The sequence below is a fragment of the Litorihabitans aurantiacus genome, assembly GCF_030161595.1.
Classification (GTDB): domain Bacteria; phylum Actinomycetota; class Actinomycetes; order Actinomycetales; family Beutenbergiaceae; genus Litorihabitans; species Litorihabitans aurantiacus.
The window spans coordinates 2,339,724-2,364,066 of sequence record NZ_BSUM01000001.1 but is presented as its reverse complement, the minus strand read 5'-3'; the positions used below and the strand labels follow the sequence as shown (position 1 = coordinate 2,364,066).

At 72.5% G+C, this 24,343-nt stretch carries 17 protein-coding genes, 1 tRNA gene and 2 pseudogenes; 14 read left to right on the top strand and 6 right to left on the bottom strand.

Annotation, left to right across the window (positions count from 1 at the left end; genetic code table 11):
- Positions 1 to 194: 194 nt before the first annotated feature.
- The 5 genes and pseudogenes from QQK22_RS18815 to QQK22_RS11205 all read left to right on the top strand — a co-directional run.
- Positions 195 to 542 (top strand): annotated as a pseudogene (locus QQK22_RS18815) (FAD-binding protein); the annotation flags it as partial.
- 176 nt (positions 543 to 718) lie between these two features.
- A complete protein-coding gene (locus tag QQK22_RS18810) occupies positions 719 to 1,234 on the top strand; it encodes a UDP-N-acetylmuramate dehydrogenase (protein WP_348525571.1) in 516 nt (171 codons plus the stop codon).
- Between the two features lie 97 nt (positions 1,235 to 1,331).
- Positions 1,332 to 1,979, top strand: coding sequence for a PadR family transcriptional regulator (locus QQK22_RS11215; protein WP_284251026.1), 648 nt, complete (start codon positions 1,332 to 1,334; stop codon positions 1,977 to 1,979).
- 68 nt (positions 1,980 to 2,047) lie between these two features.
- Entirely contained in the window at positions 2,048 to 2,794 is a 747-nt protein-coding gene (locus QQK22_RS11210) for an ABC transporter ATP-binding protein (RefSeq protein ID WP_284252699.1), read from the top strand.
- A 76-nt stretch (positions 2,795 to 2,870) separates the two neighbouring features.
- Complete coding sequence (locus tag QQK22_RS11205; protein WP_284251024.1) at positions 2,871 to 5,645, top strand: FtsX-like permease family protein; 2,775 nt, start codon at positions 2,871 to 2,873, stop codon at positions 5,643 to 5,645.
- Here QQK22_RS11205 and QQK22_RS11200 read toward each other — a convergent pair.
- The 4 genes from QQK22_RS11200 to QQK22_RS11185 are packed head-to-tail and all read right to left on the bottom strand — an operon-like array spanning position 5,599 to position 10,667.
- Positions 5,599 to 6,657 (bottom strand): adenosine deaminase, encoded by a 1,059-nt coding sequence (locus tag QQK22_RS11200; RefSeq protein ID WP_284251023.1) that lies wholly within the window; start codon positions 6,655 to 6,657, stop codon positions 5,599 to 5,601. The two genes, QQK22_RS11205 and QQK22_RS11200, sit on opposite strands and share 47 nt — an antisense overlap.
- A gap of 57 nt (positions 6,658 to 6,714) precedes the next feature.
- Positions 6,715 to 7,383 (bottom strand): response regulator transcription factor, encoded by a 669-nt coding sequence (locus QQK22_RS11195; RefSeq protein WP_284251022.1) that lies wholly within the window; start codon positions 7,381 to 7,383, stop codon positions 6,715 to 6,717.
- Positions 7,380 to 9,371 carry a sensor histidine kinase gene (locus QQK22_RS11190; protein ID WP_284251021.1) on the bottom strand — a complete coding sequence of 664 codons (1,992 nt, stop codon included), beginning with the start codon at positions 9,369 to 9,371 and terminating at the stop codon, positions 7,380 to 7,382. The genes QQK22_RS11195 and QQK22_RS11190 overlap by 4 nt, the downstream gene beginning before the upstream one ends.
- A 42-nt stretch (positions 9,372 to 9,413) precedes the next feature.
- On the bottom strand, positions 9,414 to 10,667 hold the full coding sequence (locus QQK22_RS11185) for a pyridoxal phosphate-dependent aminotransferase (protein WP_284251020.1): 1,254 nt from the start codon (positions 10,665 to 10,667) through the stop codon (positions 9,414 to 9,416).
- Positions 10,668 to 10,916: 249 nt separating this feature from the next.
- Here QQK22_RS11185 and QQK22_RS11180 point away from each other — a divergent pair.
- The 5 genes from QQK22_RS11180 (at position 10,917) to rplA (ending at position 13,518) form a co-directional block, all read left to right on the top strand.
- A tRNA-Trp gene (locus QQK22_RS11180) sits at positions 10,917 to 10,989 on the top strand.
- 81 nt (positions 10,990 to 11,070) lie between these two features.
- Positions 11,071 to 11,328, top strand: coding sequence for a preprotein translocase subunit SecE (secE, locus tag QQK22_RS11175; RefSeq protein ID WP_284251019.1), 258 nt, complete (start codon positions 11,071 to 11,073; stop codon positions 11,326 to 11,328).
- A gap of 73 nt (positions 11,329 to 11,401) precedes the next feature.
- Complete coding sequence (nusG, locus tag QQK22_RS11170) at positions 11,402 to 12,157, top strand: transcription termination/antitermination protein NusG (RefSeq protein WP_348525570.1); 756 nt, start codon at positions 11,402 to 11,404, stop codon at positions 12,155 to 12,157.
- A gap of 84 nt (positions 12,158 to 12,241) precedes the next feature.
- Entirely contained in the window at positions 12,242 to 12,673 is a 432-nt protein-coding gene (gene rplK / locus QQK22_RS11165) for a 50S ribosomal protein L11 (RefSeq protein WP_284251018.1), read from the top strand.
- Positions 12,674 to 12,801: 128 nt separating this feature from the next.
- Positions 12,802 to 13,518: a 50S ribosomal protein L1 gene (gene rplA / locus QQK22_RS11160; RefSeq protein WP_284251017.1), complete on the top strand. Its 717-nt coding sequence runs from the start codon at positions 12,802 to 12,804 to the stop codon at positions 13,516 to 13,518.
- A gap of 106 nt (positions 13,519 to 13,624) precedes the next feature.
- On the opposite strand, the gene QQK22_RS11155 is transcribed toward rplA, so the two are convergent.
- Entirely contained in the window at positions 13,625 to 14,305 is a 681-nt protein-coding gene (locus tag QQK22_RS11155) for a hypothetical protein (RefSeq protein WP_284251016.1), read from the bottom strand.
- Positions 14,306 to 14,312: 7 nt separating this feature from the next.
- A complete protein-coding gene (locus QQK22_RS11150) occupies positions 14,313 to 14,720 on the bottom strand; it encodes a DUF4383 domain-containing protein (RefSeq protein WP_284251015.1) in 408 nt (135 codons plus the stop codon).
- Positions 14,721 to 15,119: 399 nt separating this feature from the next.
- Between QQK22_RS11150 and rplJ the strand changes: the two genes are divergently transcribed.
- The 4 genes and pseudogenes from rplJ to QQK22_RS11130 all read left to right on the top strand — a co-directional run bounded on the left by rplJ (position 15,120) and on the right by QQK22_RS11130 (position 24,065).
- Positions 15,120 to 15,641, top strand: coding sequence for a 50S ribosomal protein L10 (rplJ, locus tag QQK22_RS11145; RefSeq protein ID WP_284251014.1), 522 nt, complete (start codon positions 15,120 to 15,122; stop codon positions 15,639 to 15,641).
- 84 nt (positions 15,642 to 15,725) lie between these two features.
- The gene (rplL, locus tag QQK22_RS11140; protein WP_284251013.1) at positions 15,726 to 16,112 is read left to right on the top strand and encodes a 50S ribosomal protein L7/L12; all 387 of its coding nucleotides are present in this window, start codon (positions 15,726 to 15,728) and stop codon (positions 16,110 to 16,112) included.
- Between the two features lie 447 nt (positions 16,113 to 16,559).
- Positions 16,560 to 20,071 (top strand): annotated as a pseudogene (gene rpoB, locus QQK22_RS11135) (DNA-directed RNA polymerase subunit beta).
- Between the two features lie 106 nt (positions 20,072 to 20,177).
- A complete protein-coding gene (locus QQK22_RS11130; RefSeq protein ID WP_284251012.1) occupies positions 20,178 to 24,065 on the top strand; it encodes a DNA-directed RNA polymerase subunit beta' in 3,888 nt (1,295 codons plus the stop codon).
- Positions 24,066 to 24,343: the final 278 nt, after the last annotated feature.

The window sequence follows — 24,343 nt, the reverse complement described above, 5'->3', positions numbered from 1 at the left end:
CGGCCACCCTAGCCGCCGCGGGGCGCGTGGTGCCCGCGGAGTGGTGCCCGAGGAGTAGCCATCGACGCGTGGTGCGGCCGGGCGCAGGTCGTAGGCTCGTCCGGGTGAGCGAGTGCGAGAGTCTCCCCCTGCCCGCGCCGTCGGACCGCGTGGCACCGCCGTCGTCCGCGACGAGCCTCGCCGACCTGACGACGATGCGGGTCGGCGGCCCGTTCGCCGACCTGGTGGAGGCGAGGACCGACGTCGAGGTGATCGCCGCCGTCCGCGAGGCCGACGAGGCAGGGCGCCCCGTCCTCGTGCTCGGCGGCGGGTCCAACCTGCTGGCGTCCGACGACCCGTTCGACGGGGTGGTCGTGCGCGACGCCCGCCGCGGCACCACCGTGCGCGAGTCCTCGGCGTGCGGCGGCGCCGACGTCGTGGTCCCGGCCGGCGAGGTGTGGGACGACGTCGTCGTCCGCGCGGTGGCGGAGGGGTGGTCCGGGATCGAGGCGCTGTCCGGCATCCCCGGCAGCGTGGGCGCGACACCCGTGCAGAACGTCGGTGCGTACGGGCAGGAGGTCGGCGACGTGCTGGCGTTCGTGCGGACCTGGGACCGGGCGCGCGCCCGCGTGCGGACGTTCGCCCGCTCCGAGCTCGGTCTGGGCTACCGCACGTCGCTGCTGAAGCGCTCCTTCACCGCGGACGAGGACGGCAGGGCCTGGTCGCCCACCCCCGCTACGTGGTGCTGGAGGTGGGCCTGCAGCTCCCGCACGCGACCCTCTCGGCGCCGCTGCGCTACGCCGAGCTCGCGCGCACGCTCGGCGTCGAGGTCGGTGCGCGCGTGCCGGCGGTCGAGGTGCGGGAGGCGGTGCTGGGTCTGCGGCGCGGCAAGGGCATGGTGCTGGACGCCGCCGACCCCGACACCTGGAGCGCCGGCTCGTTCTTCACCAACCCGCTCCTGCCGGTCGCGCAGGCGGACGCGCTCCCGCCCGAGGCGCCGCGCTTCCCCGTGGGGGACACCGGGACGGTCAAGACCTCAGCGGCCTGGCTCATCTCCCACGCGGGCTTCGAGCGCGGGCACGGGCTGCCCGGCCCCGCGGCTCTGTCGACCAAGCACTCGCTCGCGCTGACGAACCGCGGCGGTGCGCGCGCGGCCGACGTCGTGACGCTCGCTCGCGAGGTGCGCGACGGCGTCGCGGCCGCCTTCGGCGTGACGCTCGAGCCGGAGCCGGTGCTGCTCGGGCTCACCCTCTGAGTCCCGCGTCGGCCGGCTCGCGGCGCGCCGCGAGCTCGCGTCATCGTCTCGGGGTGGTTTCCGCGTAACCTCGTGGCATGGAGCGACGAGGCCCGCGATGACGGTGCGACACGGACTGGTGGCCCTGCTGGCCGAGCGGCCGATGGGCGTCTACGAGCTGCGCAAGGAGTTCGACGCGCGCACGGGCGGCACGTGGCCGCTCAACATCGGCCAGGTCTACACGACGCTGCAGCGGCTGGTGCGCGACGGCGTCGTGGAGCACGTGCCGGAGGGATACGGCGAGCGCGACGTCGACCCCTACCGGCTCACCGAGGCCGGGTACGACGAGGCGGAGGCCTGGTGGCTCGAGCCGGTCGCCCGCTCCAGCCCGGGCCGGGACGAGCTCGTCATCAAGCTGGCGCTCGCCGCCGCTGCTCCGGACGTGGCGGTGGCGGACGTCGTCCAGAGCCAGCGCGTGGAGTCAATGCGCGCGCTGCGCGACTACACCCGCCTCAAGGCGCGGGAGCCCGAGCGCGTGGCCACGCGCGACGAGCTGGCCTGGAGCCTCGTGCTGGACCACCTGATCTTCACGGCCGAGGCCGAGGTGCGCTGGCTCGACCACGTGGAGACCACGGTGGTGCGGGCCGGCGAGCTCCCGGTGACGGCTGGCGCGGGGCGCGGTGCGGCGCAGGGGGCCGCACCGGGGTCCGCGGTCCGGTCCGCGCTCGAGGCGGAGGACGCCACCCGGACCGGGGGCCCGCGGTGATCGGTCGCCGCGCCGCGGGCCGGCACTCGGGTCCGGAACCCGACGGCTCGGACGAGACCTCCCCGGTCATCCTCGAGCTGACAGGCGTCACGCGGGTGCACGGCGAGGGCGAGCGCCGCGTCGTCGCGCTGCGCGAGGCCGACCTGGCGGTGCGCCTGGGCGAGCTCGTGGCCGTCATGGGGCCCTCGGGGTCGGGGAAGTCGACGCTCCTGAACCTCGCGGGCGGGCTGGACACCCCGTCGTCGGGGGAGGTCAGGCTCGGGCGCGACGTCCTGTCCGCCCTCGACGCGACCGGCCGCGCCGCGCTCCGCCGCCGCCGCGTGGGCTACGTCTTCCAGGACCTCAACCTGATCCCGGCACTGACGGCCGTCGAGAACGTCGCCCTGCCGCGCGAGCTCGACGGCGTGGCGGTGCGGGAGGCGCGGCGCGAGGCGCGATCGGCGCTGGCGGAGGTCGGCGTCGTCGAGCTCGCGGAACGCTTTCCCGAGGAGATGTCGGGCGGACAGCAGCAGCGCGTGGCGATCGCGCGCGCCCTGGTGGGTCCGCGCCGCCTGGTGCTGGCGGACGAGCCCACCGGCGCCCTGGACAGCCACACCGGCGAGACGATCATGCGGGTGCTGCGTCAGCGCGTCGACGCCGGCGCCGCCGGTCTCCTCGTGACGCACGACCCCCGGTTCGCGGCCTGGGCGGACCGGACCGTCTACCTGCGGGACGGTGTCGTCGTCGACGCGGACCGCGACGACCGCGCGAGCGACCTCCTCGTGGGCGCGCGGTCCGGGCGCTCCGGCTCCTCGACCGACGACCTCGGCGACTGAGCCGAGATGGTGGTGAGGGGAGACGGTCACGCACACCCACCGCGGGCGGAGACGCAGCGGACTCACCGCGTGGGTCGTGCGCTGGCGCGTGGCGCTGCGGATGGCGCGGCGCGACGCCTGGCGCCACCGGAGGCGGACCTGGATCGCGACGGCGATGGTCGCCCTGCCCGTCGTGGCGGGCGTCTTCCTCGCGACGTTCCTGCTCTCCACCCTCGGCACGCCGCTGACGCGCTTCGTCGCGCAGGCGGGCCCGACGGCGCAGGCCGTGGTCCGGGACGTGGGGTGCGGCGGGTGCACCTACCACCAGACGCCCGACCTGCGCTCGGGAGGGACGGTGGGGGCCGACGACGGCGGTCGCGACCCCTCGACACGGGCCGTCGCCGAGACGCTGGGGATCCCGGAGCAGGACGTGGCTCCCGTCCGCGTCGAGTCGCTGGCTGTCGGCGCGGGGGAGCGGGACATCGGCCTGACGTCGGTCACGTTCCTCGAGGCGGACGCCGTCGCCCAGGTCTACACGGTGCGTGAGGGCCGGCTGCCGACGACCGCGCGCGAGGCCGCGCTCTCCCCCGACGTCGCGCAACGGCTGCGGGTCGACGTCGGGGACGTGGTGGACCTGGACGGCGCGCAGGTCACCGTCGTGGGGCTGCTCGACGTCCGCAACCTGCCGGACGCCGCCGTCGTGGTGCCGACCGCCGCGGACGCCGCGAGCGCCGCGAGCCCCGCGAACCCCGCGAGCGGACGGGGACCGTCGCGCTGGTTCGTCCTCGGCGACCGCCCCGTCAGGTGGGAGGACGTCGTGGCGCTGAACGCCATCGGCACCGAGGTCGACAGCCGGTCCGTGGCGCTGCACCCGCCGAACCGCGCGGAGGTGCCCTTCCACACCGCGTTCCCCGGGGGCGGTGCGGGGTACGTCGACCGGACGACGCTCGGCGCCGGCGCGGCGGTCGCGGCCATCGCCGTGGTCGAGGTGGTGCTGCTGATCGGTCCCGCGTTCGCCGTCGGTGCGCGGCGTCAGGTCCGCCAGCTCGCGCTCGTCGGTGCCGCGGGCGGTGACCGTCGCGACCTGCGGCGGATCGTGCTGGCGTCGGGCGTCGTGATCGGGGCGACGGCGGGGGTCCTGGGGGCAGCGGCGGGACTCGGGGTGGCCGCACTCGTCGGGCTCGTCCTGCGGGTGGCGGGCCACCCGATGCCGGCGTTCCTCGTCCCGTGGTGGGTGGTGCCGGCCGCCGTCGCTCTCGCGACGGTCCTGGCGGCGCTGGCCTCGTGGTTCCCCTCGCGCACGACGGCGCGCATCGACGTGGCGGCGGCGCTGGCCGGACGGCGCTCGGAGGCCGCGCCGCGGCGACGGACCCCCTGGATCGGGGTGGCGCTCGCGGCGGGCGGCACGCTCGTCGCCCTGGTGGGTGGTCTCCGCGACCACGCGGTCACCCTGGCCGGGGGAGTGCTGGTGCTGGAGCTCGGCGTCGTCCTCGCGGCGGGCGGCCTGCTCACGCTGGTGGCCCGCCTCGCGCCGCGGCTCGGCCCGGCGGGACGGTTCGCGCTGCGCGACGCCGTCCGCCAGCGCAGCCGCACCGTGCCGGCCGTCGCCGCGGTGCTGGCGGCGGTCGCCGCGGCCACGGCGGCCTCCGTCTACTTCGTCTCCGACGCGAGGGTGCAGGCCGCGTCGTGGTCCTCCGACGTCGGGGTCGGGACGGTGCTGCTGCGCGCCCCCGACGTCTGGGTCGACGGCCGGCCGACGCAGCTGGCCGACGACGCCGTCGCGCTGGCGGTCGAGAGCGGGCTCGCCCGGACCGCGGACGTGCTCGACGTCGCGGGCAGCGCCACGGTCCACCTCCTGACGGTGCCCGACCTGCCCGCCGAGGGGTGGGTCGGCGCGCGGTCCCAGGCCCGGCCGGAGCGCGCCTGCCCGACCGAGGGCTACGACGGTTCGGAGGCGGACTTCGCCGAGCTGGTCGAGGCCGCCGCCGGCGACCCACGCTGCGCCGGGGTCTCCTACGGCATGTCGTGGTACCGCCCGGGCGCGGGGGACTCGGTCGTCGACGACGGGACCTCGACGGCGCTGCTCGGCTTCGGCGAGGAGGGCGCCGCCGCCGCGGCCGCCCTGGCGCAGGGGTCGATCGTCGTGAGCCGCGAGGACGACGTGTGGGACGACGGGACGGCGCACGTCGAGATCAGCGTGGCCGGACCCGGCCTGCCCGACGACACGGCGCCGATCGTGCTCGTGGCGCCCGCCCACGTGCAGACGTGGCAGCCGGGCGCGCCGCCGATCCTGCCGGCGACGCTGGTCGAGGAGACCCCCGGCCTGATCTCGGTCCCGGTGGGGGCCGTGGCCCAGGTCGACGCCGACTACGACCCCGCGTGGGCCGACCTGGTGCGCGGCGAGACGTCGCAGGCGTCCGTCTCGGTCCAGCCGCCGCCCCGGCAGCCCAGCGACGTCGTCGTGCTCGTGCTGCTCGGCATCGCCTCGGTCGTGGCGCTGGGGGCGACCTGGGTCAGCATCGGTCTCGCGGCCGCCGAGACGCGGCCCGATCTCGCCACGCTGGCCGCGGTCGGTGCCACCCGGCGGGTCGGGCGCGCCGTGAGCGGTGCGCAGGCCGCCGTCGTCGCCGTCCTGGGGGTCGGCGTCGGCGTCGTGCTGGGACTGGTCCTCGGAGTCGTGCTGAGCATCTCGCTGCTCCAGCAGGGATGGGCGGCGCAGCAGCTCCGCGCGGCCGGCCTCCCGGTGCCCGGGGTGGAGGTGCCGTGGCTGTGGCTCGCGCTCGTCACCCTCGCCCTGCCGCTGCTGGCCGTGGCCGGCGCCTGGCTCACCGCGCCGCGGCGGCTGCCGCTGGTGCGCCGCCTGGCACAGTAGCGCCGCCCACCCACGCGTCGATCTCCCCGAGCCAGCGGCGGCGGTCCGCCTCGGGTGCGAGGCTCGCCGAGACCGAGTCGCGCGCGAGTCCGGCGAGCGCGGTGTCGTCGAGGCCGTGGACGGCGCGGGCGGCGTCGTACTGGGCCACGAGCCGCGTGCCGAACAGCAGCGGGTCGTCCGCCCCGAGCGCCACCGGCACCCCGGCCGCCAGCAGCGTCGCGAGCGGGACCTGGCGGCTCTCGCGGTACACGCCCAGCGAGACGTTCGACGCCGGGCAGACCTCGCACGCCACCCCGGCCGCCGCGAGCTCCGCCAGGAGCGCGGGGTCCTCGCTCGCCCGCACGCCGTGACCGAGGCGGCGCGGGTGCAGGTGCGTCACGACGTCGCGCACGTGTCCGGGCCCGAGGAGCTCACCGCCGTGCGGGACGCCGGGCAGCCCGGCACGTGCCGCGATCGCGAACGCCGGGGCGAACTGCTCCGTGTCACCGCGCCGCTCGTCGTTGGACAGCCCGAAGCCGACCACCCGCCCCGGTCCGTCCCCCGCGTACCGGGCGGCCAGCCGCGCGAGCGTGCGGGCCTCCATCGGGTGGCGCATGCGCGAGGCGGCGACGACGACGCCCACCGACACGCCCGTCGCATCCTGGGCGGCGCGCGCCTCGTCGAGCACGATCTCCAGCGCCGGGACGAGCCCGCCCACGTGCGGGGCGTAGGACGTCGGGTCGACCTGGATCTCCAGGCGCCGGGACCCCTCCGCGGCGTCGTCCTCGACCGCCTCGCGCAGCACCCGCCGCATCGCGCCCTCGGTGCGCACGACGGCGCGGGCCGCCTCGTACAGGCGCTGGAACCGGAACCAGCCGCGCACGTCCGCCGGGACGTCGGGGACGCCGTCGAGCAGGGCCGCAGGCACCCGGACGCCCTGCGCCTCGGCGAGCTCGGCGAGCGTGGCCGGGCGCATCGAGCCCGTGAAGTGCAGGTGCAGGTGCGCCTTGGGGAGCGCCGCGAGGTCACGCATCCGCTCGAGTCTAGGCAGCCCGCCCGACCCGACCCGCCCCGGAGCGACCCGGACCGCTCAACCGAAGCGGTACCCCATGCCGCGCACGGTCGTGACGGTCTCGGTGCCCAGCTTGCGCCGCAGGTAGCGCACGTAGACGTCGACCACGTTCGACCCGGGGTCGAAGTCGTAGCCCCACACCCGCGAGAGCAGCTGCTCGCGGCTGAGGACCTGCCCCGGGTGGCGCAGGAACGTCTCGGCGAGCGCGAACTCGCGCGCGGACAGCTCGACCTCGACCTCGCGCACGCGGGCCCGTCGGGAGCGCAGGTCGAGGCTGACGTCCCCGTGCCGCAGGACGGTGGAGGAGGCGCCGTCGTCGGCCTCGCCGGCGTCGCGCAGCCGCAGGCGCACGCGCGCCAGCAGCTCCTCGAACCGGAACGGTTTCGCCATGTAGTCGTCGGCGCCGCCCTCGAGGCCGGCGACCGTGTCGGTGACGGAGTCGCGCGCCGTCAGGATGATGATCGCCATGCCCGAGCCCTGGGCGCGGACGGCGGCCGCGACGTCCATGCCGTCGCCGTCGGGCAGCCCGAGGTCGAGCACCATGAGGTCGTAGGCACCGGTGAGCGCGGCGTCGAGCGCGGCGCGCGCCGTGCCCACGATGGTCGGGGTGTGCCCCGCGGCCCGCAGGCCCTTGGCGACGAACGACGCGATGCGCTCGGAGTCCTCCACGACGAGAATCTGGCTCATGCGGTGCCCTCCCGTCCGACGACGGGGATCTCGGTCGTCCCGCCGCGCACGTCGGGGAGCACGATCGTCACGGTCGTCCCGCGGCCGGGGGCGCTGGCCATCCGGGCCTCCCCGCCGTGCGCGCGGGCGATCGAGGCGACGATCGAGAGCCCGAGGCCCGTGGAGTCGGCGGTCGCGGTGCTGCCGCGCTCGAACCGCCGGAAGACGAGCTCCTGCTCCTCGTCCGGGATGCCGGTCCCCTCGTCGCGCACCCAGAGCTCGAGGTCGTCGCCGGTCCACGCCGAACCGATGCCGATGGTCGTGTGGGCCGCCGAGTAGCGCACGGCGTTCGACGCGAGCTGCAGCAGGGCCTGCGTGACGCGCTGCGGGTCGATCGACGCCTCGCCCTCCGCGAGCGCGTCGAGCCGCCACCGCCGCTCCCCGAGGCTGCGTGCCTTCGACAGGACGTCGTCGGTCAGCCCGGCGACGTCGCACGGCCGCGGCGCGACGAAGTCCGGGCGCTCGGACCGGGCGATCGTCATGAGGTCGTCCACGAGCCGGTACATCCGGTCGAGCTCGTCCAGCGCGAGGTCGCGCGTCGCGCCCGCGTCCTCGACGTCGGCGGGGTCCATCAGCTCGAGGTGACCCCGCACGACGGTCAGCGGGGTGCGCAGCTCGTGCCCGACGTCGTCCAGGAGCTGCTGCTGGGCCGTGAACGCGCCCTCGAGCCGCGCCAGCATGGCGTTCATCGTGCCGGTGAGGTCGGCGAGGTCGTCGTGGCCGACGACGGGGATGCGCCGCCCCAGGTCGCTCGAGCCGATCTCCTGGGCGGTGCGGCGCAGGACGCGCACCGGCTGCAGGATCCGCTCGGCCACGAGCCACCCCGCTCCCGCGATCCCCACCAGGGCCACGACGGCGATGAGCGCGTAGAGCCGGAAGGTCGGCACGAGGTCGGCGATCTCCGCCCCGCGGTCGAACACGACGACGAGCGCGGCCGGCGGCGCGTCGCCGACCTGGATGGGCAGCGCGACGTAGCGGTAGTCGGCGGTGGCGGTGCGTTCGCGCGCGATCGTCGCCGCGGTGCGGTCGGGGGCGTCGGCGAGGGAGGCCACCAGCTCGTCGTCGAGATCGGGTCGGAGCTGGTTCAGCTCGGAGTACTGCAGCACGCCCTCGGCCCCGAGCGAGAAGGCCGCCTCGTTCTCGCTCGGCACGTAGCGCTGCAGCGCGAACAGCAGGAGGTCCTCGGCGCTCGCGAACGGCTGGCCCGTGGCGGGGTCGACGTCGTTCTCCGCGATGGTGCGGACCTCGGCGACGGTTCGTGCCAGGGAGGCGTCCATGCGCTGCTCGACGCGGTCCCGCTCGATGCCGTAGAGCGTGGTCCCGGCGGCCGCGAGCGTGACCGCGGTCAGGCCCACGAGCGCGGCGAGGATCCGGGTGCGCAGCGACACGCGCCACCGGCGCCGGGGGCGACCGGGCCCGACGGGGCGCCGCCGAGCGAGCCGGACGAGCCGCGACGGCGGGGCGGGCCGTGGCGGTGACGACGGCGCGTCGACGGCGGGGAGCTCAGTCGTCATCGTCGTCGTCGTCATCGTCATCCCCGTCGTTGTCGTCGTCATCGGGGTCGCCGTCGTCGTCATCGTCGTCGTCGGGATCCCCCACCACCGGGGCGGGCGCGACGGGGACGGGTGCCGGGGCGGGTGCAGGTGCCGGGGGAGCCGGCGCCGGCGGAGCGGGCGCGGGGGAGCCTCGGTGGGCGCAGGGGGTTCGGGTGCCGGTGCGGGCTCGGGCTCGGGTGTCGTCCCCGGCTCGCCCGGCTGGTCGTCCGAGGGCGGGTCCGCCGTCGGACCCGCCGGCACCGTCAGCCGCTCGCCCGCCGGCACCTCACGACTGCCGGTGGCCCCCACGAGCGCGTTGCCGACGCCGAAGGTGAGCAGGGCGAGCAGCACACCCGTCGCGACGACGGCCACGACGGTGCGCAGCCTGCTCGCACGCTGTCCGTCCGGGGTCATGCGCGCCAGTGTGTCCCACCAGGATGAGACGGGGATGAGAGGTCAGCGGGCCTCGGACAGCAGGGCCGCGAGACGGCCGACGCCCTCGGCGAGGTCGGCGTCGCCCAGGGCGTAGGACAGCCGCAGGTACCCGCTCGGGCCGAAGGCCTCCCCGGGCACCACGGCGACCTCGGCCTCGGTGAGGACGATCTCGGCGAGCTCGGCCGACGTCGTCGGGACACGACCGCGGATCTCGCGACCCAGGACCCCCTCGACGCTCGGGTAGGCGTAGAACGCGCCGGTCGGCGTCGGGCAGTCGACGCCGTCGATCGCGCTCAGGGCGGCGACCATGGCGCGACGACGCCGGTCGAACGCCTCGCGCATCTGCGCGACCGCCCCCAGGTCGCCCGTCAGGGCGGCGACGGCGGCGCGCTGCGACACGTTGCTCACGTTGGACGTGAGGTGGGACTGGAAGTTCGTGGCTGCCTTCACGACGTCGGCGGGGCCCTGGAGCCACCCGACGCGCCACCCCGTCATGGCGTAGGTCTTCGCGACGCCGTTGACGACGATCGTGGTGTCGGCGAGCTCGGGCACCGCGCGCAGGACCGGGGTGAAGACCGCGTCGTCGTAGACCAGGTGCTGGTAGATCTCGTCCGTGATCACCCAGATGCCGTGCTCCAGCGCCCACCGGCCGATGGCCTCGATCGCCTCGGGCGGGTAGACGGCACCCGTGGGGTTGGACGGCGAGCACAGCAGCAGCGCCTTCGTGGCCGGGGTGCGGGCCGCCTCGAGCTGCTCCACCGTGACGAGGTACCCCGCGTCCGCCCCGGCGAAGACCTCCACCGGCACACCGCCCGCGAGCCGGATGGCCTCGGGGTAGGTGGTCCAGTACGGCGCGGGCAGGAGCACCTCGTCGCCCGGGTCGACGACGGCGCCGAACGCCTGGAAGACGGCCTGCTTGCCGCCGTTGGTCACGAGCACGCTGGCGGGGGAGATCTCGTACCCGCTGTCGCGCAGCGTCGCCGCGGCGATCGCCTCGCGCAGGACCGGCAGGCCGCCGGCCGGGCTGTAGCGGTGGTTCGCGGGGTCCTGCGCCGCGGCGACGGCGGCGGCGACGATCGCCGGCGGTGTCGGGAAGTCCGGCTCACCCGCGCCGAACCCGATGACCGGCCGCCCCTGGGCCTTGAGTGCCTTCGCCTTCGCGTCGACGGCGAGCGTCGCGGACTCCGCGATGCCGGCGAATCGCTGCGAGACGCGCGTGGGCGCGCCGGCGGCGGGGGAGGAGGTGGCGGGTGCGACGGCGTCGGAGGGGCTCACCCGCCTATCGTGGCACGCACCGGTGCCGCCCGTCGGGGCGGTCCACCGCCCGGTGCGCACCCGCCGTCGCGGCGCCCGGGGTCACCCCGGCCCCGGGTGCGTTCGACCAGTCCCGCATCCTCGCGTACAGTGGTCCCCCGGTGGTCAAGGACCGCCCTGCTCGGTTGTGCCCCTCGAGGCGATCGCGAGTCCCTCGGGACCCCGCCGTCGTGCTCCGGTGCCGGAGCGGGGAGGCGGACCGCCGAGCGAAGGGCAGTGGCGCAATTGGTAGCGCACCGGTCTCCAAAACCGGCGGTTGTGGGTTCGAGTCCCGCCTGCCCTGCACACGCGGCGCCGTCGGCGTCGCTGGTCCACCAGCGCGACGCCCGGCGGGCGTCCGCACGAGCAGGGAGACGGAGGGGTCATGAGCGAGTCGAGCACGACCGCTGCCGGCAAGCCGGACAAGGGCTCGAAGGAGCTCGGACTCTTCGGTCGGATCATCCTCTTCGTCCGCCAGGTCGTGGCCGAGCTGCGCAAGGTCGTCACCCCGACCCGGCCCGAGCTCGTCAACTACACGCTCGTGGTGCTGGTCTTCATCCTGGTCTGCATGGCCTTCGTGTTCGTGCTCGACTTCGGGATCGGTCGCGCGGTCCTGTGGCTGCTGGGTTCCCCCAGCTCCTGACCGCCGTCGCACGCCCCGGTCCGCGCGGCCGGGTGCGGTGCGCACCAGCACCCCAGACAGAAAGCAGGAGCACGTGTCCGAGCCCACCTCGACCGACGCCGAGACCCCCGCACTGACGGACGAGACGAAGCCCGAGACCGTCGAGACGATCGACGCCGAGGCGCTGGACGCCCTGGACACGCCCGACGCGCAGGACGAGGCGCCCACCGAGGAGGTCGACCCCCTCGAGGCGTTCCGCCGCGAGCTGATCGTGCTCCCCGGTGACTGGTACGTCATCCACTCCTACGCGGGCTACGAGAACCGCGTGAAGTCCAACCTCGAGACCCGCATCAGCAGCCTCAACATGGAGGAGCACATCTTCCAGATCGAGGTGCCGATGGAGGAGGTCGTCGAGGTCAAGGCGAACGCGCAGAAGAAGGTCGTCAAGCGCGTCCGGATCCCCGGCTACGTGCTGGTGCGCATGGACCTGACCGACGAGTCGTGGGGCGCGGTGCGTCACACCCCGGGCGTCACCGGGTTCGTCGGTCACACCCACTCCCCGGTGCCGCTGACGACCTCCGAGGTCATCTCGATGCTCGCGCCGACGTTCGAGCCCGCGCCCGGCGCCCCGGCGTCTCCGGGCTCTGGCTCCGGTGCCACCGCCGCCCGCCCCGTCGAGGTCGACTTCACCGTGGGCGAGTCCATCACCGTCATCGACGGCCCGTTCGAGGGCATGCCCGCCTCGATCTCCGAGATCCAGCCGGAGTCCGGCAAGCTCAAGGTCCTCGTCTCCATCTTCGGTCGGGACACCCCGGTCGAGCTCGCCTTCGGCCAGGTCGCCAAGATCTGACCGTCCCGCGGCCGCCGATCGGCGGTCGCTCTGCAACCGGGTCATCGCCCACGGCGTCGGCCCACGCACCAGTGAGGAACTGCTATGCCCCCCAAGAAGAAGGTCACCGGCCTCATCAAGCTCCAGATCAATGCCGGTGCGGCCAACCCCGCCCCGCCGATCGGCCCCGCGCTCGGTCAGCACGGCGTGAACATCATGGAGTTCTGCAAGGCGTACAACGCGGCGACCGAGGCCCAGCGCGGCAATGTCATCCCGGTCGAGATCACGGTCTACGAGGACCGCTCCTTCACGTTCGTCCTGAAGACTCCGCCGGCCGCGGAGCTCATCAAGAAGGCCGCCGGTGTGGCCAAGGGGTCCGCGACCCCGCACACCGTCAAGGTCGCCTCGATCTCGCGCGACCAGGTCCGCGAGATCGCGAGCACCAAGCTCGAGGACCTCAACGCGAACGACCTCGACGCCGCCGAGAAGATCATCGCGGGCACCGCCCGCTCGATGGGCATCACCGTCTCCGAGTGAGACCGACCCGGGCCGCCTCGTGCGGCCCGGGTCCGCACACCTCCCGCCCCCGACCGGGGTGCGGGCAGTGGCAGGGTCCGCGTGGACCCGTCGACCACGACTGCACGAACCGACACAGGAGCAGAAGCATGGCCACGCACGGCAAGACCTACAGCAAGGCGGCGAGCCGCATCGACCGCACCCAGACCTACGCGCCCCTCGCGGCCCTGCGTCTGGCCAAGGAGACGGCGTCGACCAAGTTCGACTCGACCGTCGAGGTCGCGTTCCGCCTCGGCGTCGACCCCCGCAAGGCCGACCAGATGGTGCGCGGCACCGTGAACCTGCCGCACGGCACGGGCAAGACGGCCCGCGTCCTCGTGTTCGCCGTCGGCGACCGCGCCCAGCAGGCGATCGACGCCGGCGCCGACGAGGTCGGTGGCGACGAGCTCATCGAGAAGGTCGCCGCCGGGTACACCGACTTCGACGCCGCGATCGCGACGCCGGACCTCATGGGCAAGGTCGGCCGCCTCGGCCGCGTGCTCGGCCCGCGCGGGCTCATGCCGAACCCGCGCACGGGCACCGTCACGATGGACGTCACCAAGGCCGTGACCGAGATCAAGGGCGGCCGCATCGAGTTCCGCGTGGACAAGCACTCCAACCTCCACGTCATCGTGGGCAAGGTGTCCTTCTCCGACACCCAGCTCGCCGAGAACTACGCCGCCGTGCTCGAGGAGGTGCTGCGCCTCAAGCCGTCCTCCTCCAAGGGCCGCTACATCATCAAGGGCGTCACCTCCACCACGATGGGCCCGGGTGTGCCCCTGGACGTCACCAAGACGCGCAACGTCGCGTCGGAGGACGCCAGCTGAGCACCGGCACCTGACGCACGAACGGCGCGAGCCCCGTCCCCTCGAGGGGACGGGGCTCGCGCCGTTCGTCGTGCAGTGCTGTGCCGAGCCCAGGAACGGGACCGGGTCAGTGCCCGGTGTGCGGCGACGGGACGGGACGTCCCGACCGTGCGGGGTCCAGGTACTCCGCCGGCGCGGGCGCAGCGTCGACCTCGGGGACGGCCGCCGCGGTGGAGCCGTGCTCGCCGTGCGGGACGGCGTAGTCCCCGGCTGCGGAGGCCGCGAGGCCGGGCGTCACGAGCGCTCCGACGACGGCGGCACCCGCGGCCAGCGCGAGCAGCCGACGTCCGGCCCCGGCGGCCGGAGCGTACTCCGGCACGGCGCGAGCTCGCGTCACGACGACGACGCCGAACGCCGTCAGCACGAGCAGCGCGGCGGTCGTGTAGTCGTCCGCGCCGGGGATGCGGACGCCGGGCAGTGCGGCGAGCAGCAGCGGCTGCAGCGCCGTGTAGCCGAGAGCCCCGACCGCCGTCGTGCCGAAGGCGGCCGCGACGGTCGTGCGGGGCAGGACGAGGCGCCCGACCCGCAGGGACGCGAGCGACCAGGCGGTCGCCGCCAAGCCCGCCAGGAGCACGGCGACGAGGAGGACGCGGGAGGCTGCCGTGCCCTCGCCGTCCCGGGCGACGCCCGGGACGGCGGCGAGCAGCAGCATGGCGGCCCCGAGCCCCAGCAGCGCCGTCACGACGACGCCGCTGGGGGTGCCGGACCGGGGTGCGCCGGTGCGGTCGGACGGGGCCGTGGGGGTCATCGTGAGCTCACGCGGCCCGCGTGGAGGTGGCGGCGGCGCGGTCCTGCGTCAGGCCGACACCGAGCAGCAGCACGGCGCTGGCGAGGTGCAGGACGTTGTCCGCACCGTTCAGCGCGAGGATGTTGGCCGAGGACTCCAGCAGGAAGAGGCCGACCACACCGACCAGCAGGTACACCGCGCCGATGGTGGTGTTGACACCCTTGGCGGACGGGACTGTGCGCGAGCCGACGAGCAGCGCGATGCCGATGAGGAGGTGCACGATGTTGTGCAGCGGGTTGACCTCGAAGATGATCAGGGTTCCGCCCTCGGTGCCCGCGAACTGCGCGCCGGAGGTCACGGCGAAGCCCGCGAGGCCGACGAGCAGGTAGACGGCGCCGAAGATGGCGGCGATGAGACGGTTCGGGCTGGAAGTCATGGTCTGCTCCTTGTTCGTGCCGGACTGTTCCGGCGTGACGTACTGCACCGTGGCACCCAGGGTTCGGTGCGCACAAGGTTCAGGATGGGTGGCCGAATCGTGAACGCACCGGTGGGCGCGCCGATCGGCCGGCGTGTTTCTGGTCGAGGCGTTCCTCGGCGTCGCCCCGTCGCGCGTCGGGGAGGGGGCACCCGTCCGCATCGTGTACAGTCGTCCCGTACCCCAGACCGCCGGTCCTCGGTCGTGCGCGCGAGCGCTCGTCCGGAGCGAAGTTCCTCAGGGAAGCCTGCGCAGGTTCGAGCAACGAGAGGGCGCCCCGGCGCCGATCCGAGCCCCGTGCCTGTGCACGGGGCTCTTCTTCGTTCTCGAGGCCGGTGGTCACCATCGGAAAGGAATGCCATGGCGAGGCCGGACAAGGCGGCAGCGGTCGCCGAGCTGACTCAGCTCTTCCGCGACTCGGGCGCGGCGGTGCTCACCGAGTACCGCGGCCTCACGGTCGCCCAGCTCAAGGCGCTGCGCAAGGCCCTCGGGTCGGAGGCGCACTACGCCGTGGCGAAGAACACGCTGACCGCGATCGCGGCGCGCGAGGTCGGGCTGGAGAGCTTCGCACAGCAGCTCTCCGGGCCCTCGGCCATCGCGTTCATCACCGGTGACCCGGTGACCGCGGCCAAGGGTCTGCGCGACTTCGCCAAGGCGAACCCCGCACTGGTCGTCAAGACCGGTGTGCTCGACGGCAAGGAGATCACTCCTGCCGAGATCACCGCCCTCGCGGACCTCGAGTCCCGCGAGGTGCTGCTGGCCAAGGCGGCCGGTGCGATGAAGGCGAAGCTCTACCAGGCTGCGTACCTCTTCACCGCTCCCGCGTCGCAGGCGGTCCGCACCATCGACGCCCTGCGCGAGAAGCAGGCGGACGCCGCCTGACCCTCGGGTCCTGCGACGTCACCCACCCCACACCAGGTCTCGCGCAGCACGCGCTGGGAACACAGACAGGAAGGAACGCCGATCATGGCGAAGCTCACCACCGACGAGCTCATTGACGCTTTCAAGGAGCTCACGCTCATCGAGCTCAACGAGTTCGTGAAGCAGTTCGAAGAGGTCTTCGAGGTCACGGCCGCCGCTCCGGCCGCCGTCGCCGTCGCCGCCCCCGCCGGTGGCGCCGCCGCCGAGGAGGTCGAGGAGAAGACGGAGTTCGACGTCGTCCTCGAGTCCGTCGGTTCGCAGAAGATCGCGGTCATCAAGGAGGTGCGCGCCATCACGGGTCTCGGTCTGAAGGAGGCCAAGGACCTGGTGGACGGCGCTCCCAAGCCCGTCCTCGAGGGCGCGAACAAGGAGGCCGCGGACAAGGCCAAGGAGCAGCTCGAGGGCGCCGGCGCCACGGTCACCGTCAAGTGATCTGATCGCCCCTCGCGATCTCTCCGCGGCCACGGCCGCGACGCACCACCTGCAGGGCCCGTACCGCACGCGGTACGGGCCCTGCGGCGTCCCCGGCCCGTGCCGGGCGAGGCGATGGACGACGAGCGTCGTGCGCCACGCCGGGCGCACGACTCGACGGATCCCACCCGGGTGGGGCAGACTGCCTGTCGCACGACGACGTGCGGCGGACGCCAGACCGGTCTCGACGGGGAGGCCGATCACGGGTCCCGAGGGGTGGGGTTGACCGCGCCCGGATCCGTGGGTATGCTCGCGCTTTGCGCTGTCCTGTGCCCCCAACCCTCGCTGCGTGCTCGGTGATGCCCTCGGACGCGAGCCCACATGGCTCACGAACCGGTCCTCGCCTGGCGAACCTGGGGTAAGCAGAACGACGTCTGAGAACACCCTTTTCGTAGGGAAGGATCCCTCTTGGCTGCCTCGAGCAACCCTTCGATCGCTGACGCCATCGCCAACCGCACCGCCTCGCGAAGGGTTTCCTTCGCCAAGATCTCCGAGCCCATGCAGGCACCCGACCTGCTCGGTCTCCAGACCAACAGCTTCGACTGGCTCCTGGGCAACGAGCGCTGGCGCGCCCGTGTGCAGGAGGCCGCCGAGCGGAACCAGTCGGTTCCCGCCTCCTCGGGTCTCGAGGAGATCTTCGCCGAGATCTCCCCGATCGAGGACCTCGGCAACACCATGTCGCTGTCCTTCCGCGACCACCGCTTCGAGCCGGCCAAGTACTCGGTCGAGGAGTGCAAGGAGAAGGACTTCACCTTCTCCGCGCCGCTGTTCGTCACGGCGGAGTTCGTCAACTACACGACCGGTGAGATCAAGTCGCAGACGGTCTTCATGGGCGACTTCCCGCTCATGACCGAGCGCGGCACGTTCGTCATCAACGGCACGGAGCGCGTCGTCGTCTCCCAGCTCGTGCGCTCCCCGGGCGTCTACTTCGAGCGGATCGCCGACAAGACGTCGGACAAGGACGTCTTCACCGCCAAGATGATCCCGAGCCGCGGTGCGTGGCTCGAGTTCGAGATCGACAAGCGCGACGCCGTCGGTGTCCGCATCGACCGCAAGCGCAAGCAGTCGGTCACGGTCTTCCTCAAGGCCCTCGGCATGACCGAGACGGAGATCCGCGAGGAGTTCGCCGAGTTCCCCGTCGTGCTCGAGCTCCTCGAGAAGGACGCCGTCACCACGCAGGACGAGGCGCTCGTCGACATCTACCGCAAGACGCGTCCGGGCGAGCCCCCGACGGTCGAGGCGGGTCAGGCGCTGCTCGACAACTTCTACTTCAACTCCAAGCGCTACGACCTCGCGAAGGTCGGCCGCTACAAGCTGAACAAGAAGCTGGGGCGCGATGCCGAGCTGACCGAGTCGGTCCTCCAGGTCGCCGACATCGTGGCGACGGTGAAGTACCTCGCCGCCCTGCACCGCGGCGTCGACGAGGTCGAGATCGGCCCGGCCGACGCGCGCGCGACCGTGCACGTCGAGACCGACGACATCGACCACTTCGGCAACCGTCGCATCCGCGCCGTCGGCGAGCTCATCCAGAACCAGGTCCGCACGGGCCTGTCGCGGATGGAGCGCGTCGTGCGCGAGCGCATGACGACGCAGGACGTCGAGGCCATCACGCCCCAGACGTTGATCAACATCCGGCCCGTCGTCGCCTCCATCAAGGAGTTCTTCGGCACGAGCCAGCTGTCGCAGTTCATGGACCAGAACAACCCGCTCGCGGGCCTGACGCACAAGCGGCGTCTGTCGGCCCTCGGCCCGGGTGGTCTCTCCCGCGACCGCGCCTCGATGGAGGTCCGTGACGTCCACCCGTCGCACTACGGCCGCATGTGCCCGATCGAGACCCCCGAGGGTCCGAACATCGGCCTCATCGGTTCGCTCGCGACGTACGCGCGGATCAACCCGTTCGGCTTCATCGAGACGCCCTACCGCAAGGTGGGGGAGGACGGCGTGGTCTCCGACGACGTCACCTACCTCACGGCCGACGACGAGGACCGCTACGTCATCGCGCAGGCGAACGCCACGCTGACCGAGACGAGCACGTTCGCCGACGAGCGCGTGCTGGTGCGCACGCGCGGCGGTGAGACCGAGCTCGTCCCCGCCGGCGAGGTCGACTACATGGACGTCTCGCCGCGGCAGATGGTGTCCGTCGCGACCGCGATGATCCCGTTCCTCGAGCACGACGACGCCAACCGCGCCCTCATGGGCGCGAACATGCAGCGCCAGGCGGTCCCGCTGGTGCGCTCGGAGGCCCCGCTCGTGGGCACCGGCATGGAGCGTCGCGCCGCCGTCGACGCCGGTGACGTCATCGTGGCGACCAAGCCCGGTGTCGTCAGCGAGGTCTCGGCCGACGCGATCACCGTGGCGCAGGACGACGCGACGTCGTTCACCTACCGCGTCGCGAAGTTCCAGCGCTCCAACCAGGGCACGTCCTACAACCAGCGCGTGCTGGTCGACGAGGGCGCCCGCGTCGAGGTCGGCTCGGTGCTGGCCGACGGTCCCGCCACCGACGAGGGCGAGCTCGCGCTCGGCCGCAACCTGCTGGTCGGGTTCATGTCGTGGGAGGGCCACAACTACGAGGACGCGATCATCCTCAGCCAGCGTCTCGTGGCCGACGACGTGCTCTCCTCGATCCACATCGAGGAGCACGAGGTCGACGCGCGCGACACCAAGCTCGGCCCGGAGGAGATCACGCGGGACATCCCGAACGTCTCCGAGGAGGTCCTCGCGGACCTCGACGAGCGCGGTATCGTGCGGATTGGTGCCGAGGTCGGTGCCGGTGACGTGCTGGTCGGCAAGGTCACGCCCAAGGGCGAGACCGAGCTGACCCCGGAGGAGCGCCTCCTGCGCGCCATCTTCGGCGAGAAGGCCCGTGAGGTGCGCGACACCTCGCTCAAGGTGCCCCACGGCGAGTCCGGCACGGTCATCGGCGTACGCGAGTTCGACCGCGAGGACGGCGACGAGCTGCCCCCGGCGTGAACAAGATGGTGCGCGTCTACATCGCGCAGCGCCGCAAGATCACCGACGGCGACAAGCTCGCCGGCCGTCACGGCAACAAGGGCGTCATCTCCAAGATCCTCCCGGTCGAGGACATGCCGTTCCTGGAGGACGGCACGCCGCTCGACGTCGTGCTGAACCCGCTGGGCGTGCCCGGCCGCATGAACGTGGGTCAGGTCCTGGAGACGCACCTCGGGTGGGTCGCCAAGACGGGCTGGGACGCCGGCATCGCCGACGCCAAGGCCGGCAAGGTGCCCTCGTGGGCGAAGAACCTGCCGCCCGAGGCGCTTAAGGCGGAGCCCGGCACCCCCGTGGCCACGCCGGTGTTCGACGGCGTCCGTGAGGACGAGCTGGCGGGTCTCCTGGACTCCACGCTCCTCACGCGCGACGGCGACCGCCTGATCAACTCCACGGGCAAGGCGCGGCTGTTCGACGGTCGCTCCGGTGAGCCGTTCCCCGAGCCCGTCTCGGTCGGCTACATGTACATCCTCAAGCTGCACCACCTGGTCGACGACAAGATCCACGCGCGTTCGACCGGTCCGTACTCGATGATCACGCAGCAGCCGCTGGGTGGTAAGGCGCAGTTCGGTGGTCAGCGGTTCGGCGAGATGGAGGTGTGGGCGCTCGAGGCGTACGGCGCCGCCTACGCGCTCCAGGAGCTCCTGACGATCAAGTCCGACGACGTCCCCGGCCGCGTGAAGGTGTACGAGGCGATCGTCAAGGGCGAGAACATCCCGGAGCCCGGCATCCCCGAGTCCTTCAAGGTGCTCATCAAGGAGATGCAGTCGCTCTGCCTGAACGTCGAGGTCCTCTCCGCCGACGGCACGCTCATCGAGATGCGTGACACCGACGAGGAGGTCTACCGCGCTGCTGAGGAGCTCGGTATCGACCTCTCCCGTCGCCCCGACGCCAGCAGCGTCGAAGAGATCTGATCCGCCGGCCCGGCGGGGTGCGCGAGAGCGCGCACCCCGCCGGGCGCGGGCGGCGAGATCCACAGATATCGACTTACCGGTGACACACCGAAGGAAGTAGGACACCTTGCTCGACGTCAATGTCTTCGACGAGCTGCGCATCGGCCTCGCTTCGGCCGAGGACGTGCGGACCTGGTCCCACGGCGAGGTCAAGAAGCCCGAGACGATCAACTACCGCACCCTCAAGCCCGAGAAGGACGGACTCTTCTGCGAGAAGATCTTCGGCCCGACCCGGGACTGGGAGTGCAACTGCGGCAAGTACAAGCGCGTGCGCTTTAAGGGCATCGTCTGCGAGCGCTGCGGCGTGGAGGTCACGCGCTCGAAGGTCCGCCGCGAGCGCATGGGCCACATCGAGCTCGCCGCGCCCGTCACGCACATCTGGTACTTCAAGGGCGTCCCCTCGCGCCTGGGCTACCTGCTCGACCTCGCCCCGAAGGACCTCGAGAAGGTCATCTACTTCGCGGCCTACATGATCACGGACGTCGACGACGAGAAGCGTCACGCCGACCTGCCGAGCCTCCAGAACGAGATCGACATCGAGCGCGACGCGATCACGAAGCGCCGCGACCTCGACGTCGACGCCCGCGCCAAGAAGCTCGAGGCCGACGTCGCGACGCTCGAGGCGGAGGGTGCCAAGGCCGACGCGCGCCGTCGCGTCCGTGACTCCGCCGAGCGCGAGATGGCCCAGATCCGCAAGCGCAGCGACGCCGAGCTCGACCGCCTGGCGCGCGTGTGGGACCGCTTCAAGAACCTCAAGGTCGCCGACCTCGAGGGTGACGAGCTGCTCTACCGCGAGCTCGAGGTCCGCTACGGCCAGTACTTCTCGGGCTCGATGGGCGCCCAGGCGATCAAGCGTCGCCTGGAGACCTTCGACCTCGAGGCCGAGTCCGAGAACCTGCGCGAGATCATCCGCAGCGGCAAGGGTCAGCGCAAGACGCGTGCCCTCAAGCGGCTCAAGGTCGTCAACGCGTTCATGACGACGACGAACTCGCCGCTCGGGATGGTGCTGGACTGCATCCCGGTGATCCCGCCGGACATCCGTCCGATGGTGCAGCTGGACGGTGGCCGCTTCGCGACCTCCGACCTCAACGACCTGTACCGCCGCGTGATCAACCGCAACAACCGCCTCAAGCGTCTCCTCGACCTCGGCGCGCCCGAGATCATCGTGAACAACGAGAAGCGGATGCTCCAGGAGGCCGTCGACGCGCTGTTCGACAACGGCCGCCGCGGTCGTCCGGTCACCGGTCCGGGCAACCGTCCGCTCAAGTCGATCTCCGACATGCTCAAGGGCAAGCAGGGGCGCTTCCGTCAGAACCTCCTCGGCAAGCGCGTCGACTACTCGGGCCGCTCGGTCATCGTCGTCGGCCCGCAGCTCAAGCTGCACCAGTGCGGTCTGCCCAAGCAGATGGCGCTGGAGCTGTTCAAGCCGTTCGTGATGAAGCGTCTCGTGGACCTCAACCACGCGCAGAACATCAAGAGCGCCAAGCGCATGGTCGAGCGCGCGCGCTCGGTCGTGTGGGACGTGCTCGAGGAGGTCATCACCGAGCACCCCGTGCTGCTGAACCGCGCACCCACGCTGCACCGCCTGGGTATCCAGGCCTTCGAGCCGCAGCTGGTCGAGGGCAAGGCGATCCACCTGCACCCGCTCGTCTGCGGCGCGTTCAACGCCGACTTCGACGGTGACCAGATGGCCGTCCACCTGCCGCTGTCCGCCGAGGCCCAGGCCGAGGCGCGCATCCTGATGCTCTCGAGCAACAACATCCTCAAGCCGTCCGACGGTCGCCCGGTCACCATGCCCTCGCAGGACATGATCATCGGTCTGTACCACCTGACGAGCGACAAGGACGACGCCGACGGCGCCGGCCGCTCGTTCTCCTCGATCGCCGAGGCGATCATGGCGTTCGACCGCGGTGAGCTCGACCTGAACGCCGAGGTCACGATCCGCACGACCGACCTCGTGCCGCCGATCGGCTGGGAGGCGCCCGAGGGCTGGAGCGAGGGCGAGCCCGTCCTGTTCCGCACGACGCTCGGCCGCGCCCTGTTCAACGAGACGCTCCCCGTCGACTACCCGTTCGTCAACGGCGTGGTCGGCAAGAAGGAGCTCTCGGTCATCGTCAACGACCTGGCCGAGCGCTACCCGAAGGTCGCCGTCGCGGCGAGCCTGGACGCCCTCAAGGCCGCCGGGTTCACGTGGGCCACGCGCTCCGGCGTCACGATCGCCATCAGCGACGTCGTGGCTCCGGAGAGCAAGAAGCAGATCCTCGAGTCCTACGAGGGTCAGGCCGTCAAGGTGCAGGGCCAGTACGAGCGTGGTCTGATCACGGACGAGGAGCGCCGCTCCGAGCTCATCGACATCTGGACCAAGGCCACCGACGAGGTCGCCGCGGCGATGCGCGAGAGCTTCCCCGCGCGCAACACCATCCAGCGGATGGTCGGTTCGGGCGCTCGTGGTAACTGGATGCAGGTGCGCCAGATCGCCGGTATGCGCGGCCTCGTGGCGAACCCGAAGGGCGAGATCATCCCGCGTCCGATCACCTCGAACTACCGCGAGGGTCTGTCGGTCCTGGAGTACTTCATCGCCACGCACGGAGCCCGCAAGGGACTGGCGGACACCGCGCTGCGGACGGCCGACTCGGGCTACCTCACGCGTCGTCTCGTCGACGTCTCGCAGGACGTCATCATCCGCGAGGACGACTGCGGCACGGAGCGCGGTCTCGTGACGGTCATCGCCGAGGTCGGCAGCGACGGCACCGCCGTCCGCTCCGAGTCGGTCGAGACCAGCGCGTTCACCCGCACGCTGGCCACGCAGGTCGCGGACCCGGACGGCACCGTCCTGGCCGAGGCCGGCGAGGACGTCGGTGACGTGCTGATCGAGAAGCTCGTGGCCGCCGGTGTCGAGACGATCAAGATCCGCTCGGTCCTGACCTGCACCTCGCGTGTCGGCACCTGCGCCAAGTGCTACGGCCGCTCGCTCGCGACCGGCAAGCTCGTGGACGTCGGCGAGGCCGTCGGCATCATCGCGGCGCAGTCGATCGGTGAGCCGGGCACGCAGCTGACCATGCGTACCTTCCACACCGGTGGTATCGCCGCCGCGGAGGACATCACGCAGGGTCTGCCGCGCGTCCAGGAGCTGTTCGAGGCCCGCACCCCCAAGGGTGAGGCCCCGATCAGCGAGGCCGCGGGCCGCCTGGCCGTGGACGACTCCGAGCGCATCCGTCGTCTCGTCATCACGCCGGACGACGGCAGCGAGGAGATCGCCTACCCGATCACCAAGCGTGCGCGTCTGCTGGTGCAGGACGGCGACCACGTCGTCGTCGGGCAGCAGCTCGTGGCCGGTGCCGTCGACCCGAAGAAGGTGCTCCGCATCCTCGGTCCGCAGGCGGTCCAGAAGCACCTGGTCAACCAGGTGCAGGAGACCTACCGCAGCCAGGGCGTGGACATCCACGACAAGCACATCGAGGTCATCGTGCGCCAGATGCTGCGCCGCGTGACCGTGCTCGACTCGGGTGACGCGAACCTCCTGCCCGGCGAGATCGCCGAGCGCGGCCGGTTCGAGGACGAGAACCGTCGCGTCGTGTCCGAGGGTGGGACCCCCGCCTCCGGCCGCCCGGAGCTGATGGGTATCACGAAGGCGTCGCTCGCGACGGACTCGTGGCTCTCGGCGGCGTCCTTCCAGGAGACGACGAAGGTGCTCACGGAGGCCGCGATGAGCGGTCGCCGCGACTCCCTCCTCGGGCTCAAGGAGAACGTCATCCTCGGAAAGCTCATCCCGGCCGGCACGGGCCTGTCCCGCTACCGCAACGTCGCCGTCGAGCCCACCGAGGAGGCGAAGGCCGAGCTGTACCCGGCCTTCGGCTACGACGAGATCGACTACCTGCCCGTGGGCTCCGGCTCCGGCGAGGCGATCGCGCTGGAGGAGCTCGACCTCGGTCGCGGGTACGACGACTACCGCTGAGTCCGGCTGCACCGGACCGGCACCACGACGGCGGCCCGTCACCTCTGCGGAGGTGACGGGCCGCCGTCGTTCTCGCTGCGTTGACGTGTCGGGTCCGCTCCGGTACCGTCTCCTGCGGTGCCCGCACGCGCGGGCTCCTACGTGCGCGTGTCACCGACCCACCACGGATCTCGCCGGGCCAACCCCGTCGAGCCGGAGTCCGGTGCCACTGAGTGGCTGCGAGCCACCGGCGTCCCGCCCGGCCAGGTGCCAGGGTGCTGCCGGTGGCCGTCTCCAGC

Coding starts and splice junctions, on each gene's coding strand:
- QQK22_RS11215 (WP_284251026.1), top strand. CDS start 1,332: ATGACGGTGCGACACGGACTGGTGGCCCTGCTGGCCGAGCGGCCGATG.
- QQK22_RS11200 (WP_284251023.1), bottom strand. CDS start 6,657: ATGCGTGACCTCGCGGCGCTCCCCAAGGCGCACCTGCACCTGCACTTC.
- QQK22_RS11195 (WP_284251022.1), bottom strand. CDS start 7,383: ATGAGCCAGATTCTCGTCGTGGAGGACTCCGAGCGCATCGCGTCGTTC.
- QQK22_RS11190 (WP_284251021.1), bottom strand. CDS start 9,371: ATGACCCCGGACGGACAGCGTGCGAGCAGGCTGCGCACCGTCGTGGCC.
- secE (WP_284251019.1), top strand. CDS start 11,071: ATGAGCGAGTCGAGCACGACCGCTGCCGGCAAGCCGGACAAGGGCTCG.
- rplK (WP_284251018.1), top strand. CDS start 12,242: ATGCCCCCCAAGAAGAAGGTCACCGGCCTCATCAAGCTCCAGATCAAT.
- rplA (WP_284251017.1), top strand. CDS start 12,802: ATGGCCACGCACGGCAAGACCTACAGCAAGGCGGCGAGCCGCATCGAC.
- QQK22_RS11155 (WP_284251016.1), bottom strand. CDS start 14,305: ATGACCCCCACGGCCCCGTCCGACCGCACCGGCGCACCCCGGTCCGGC.
- QQK22_RS11150 (WP_284251015.1), bottom strand. CDS start 14,720: ATGACTTCCAGCCCGAACCGTCTCATCGCCGCCATCTTCGGCGCCGTC.
- rplJ (WP_284251014.1), top strand. CDS start 15,120: ATGGCGAGGCCGGACAAGGCGGCAGCGGTCGCCGAGCTGACTCAGCTC.
- rplL (WP_284251013.1), top strand. CDS start 15,726: ATGGCGAAGCTCACCACCGACGAGCTCATTGACGCTTTCAAGGAGCTC.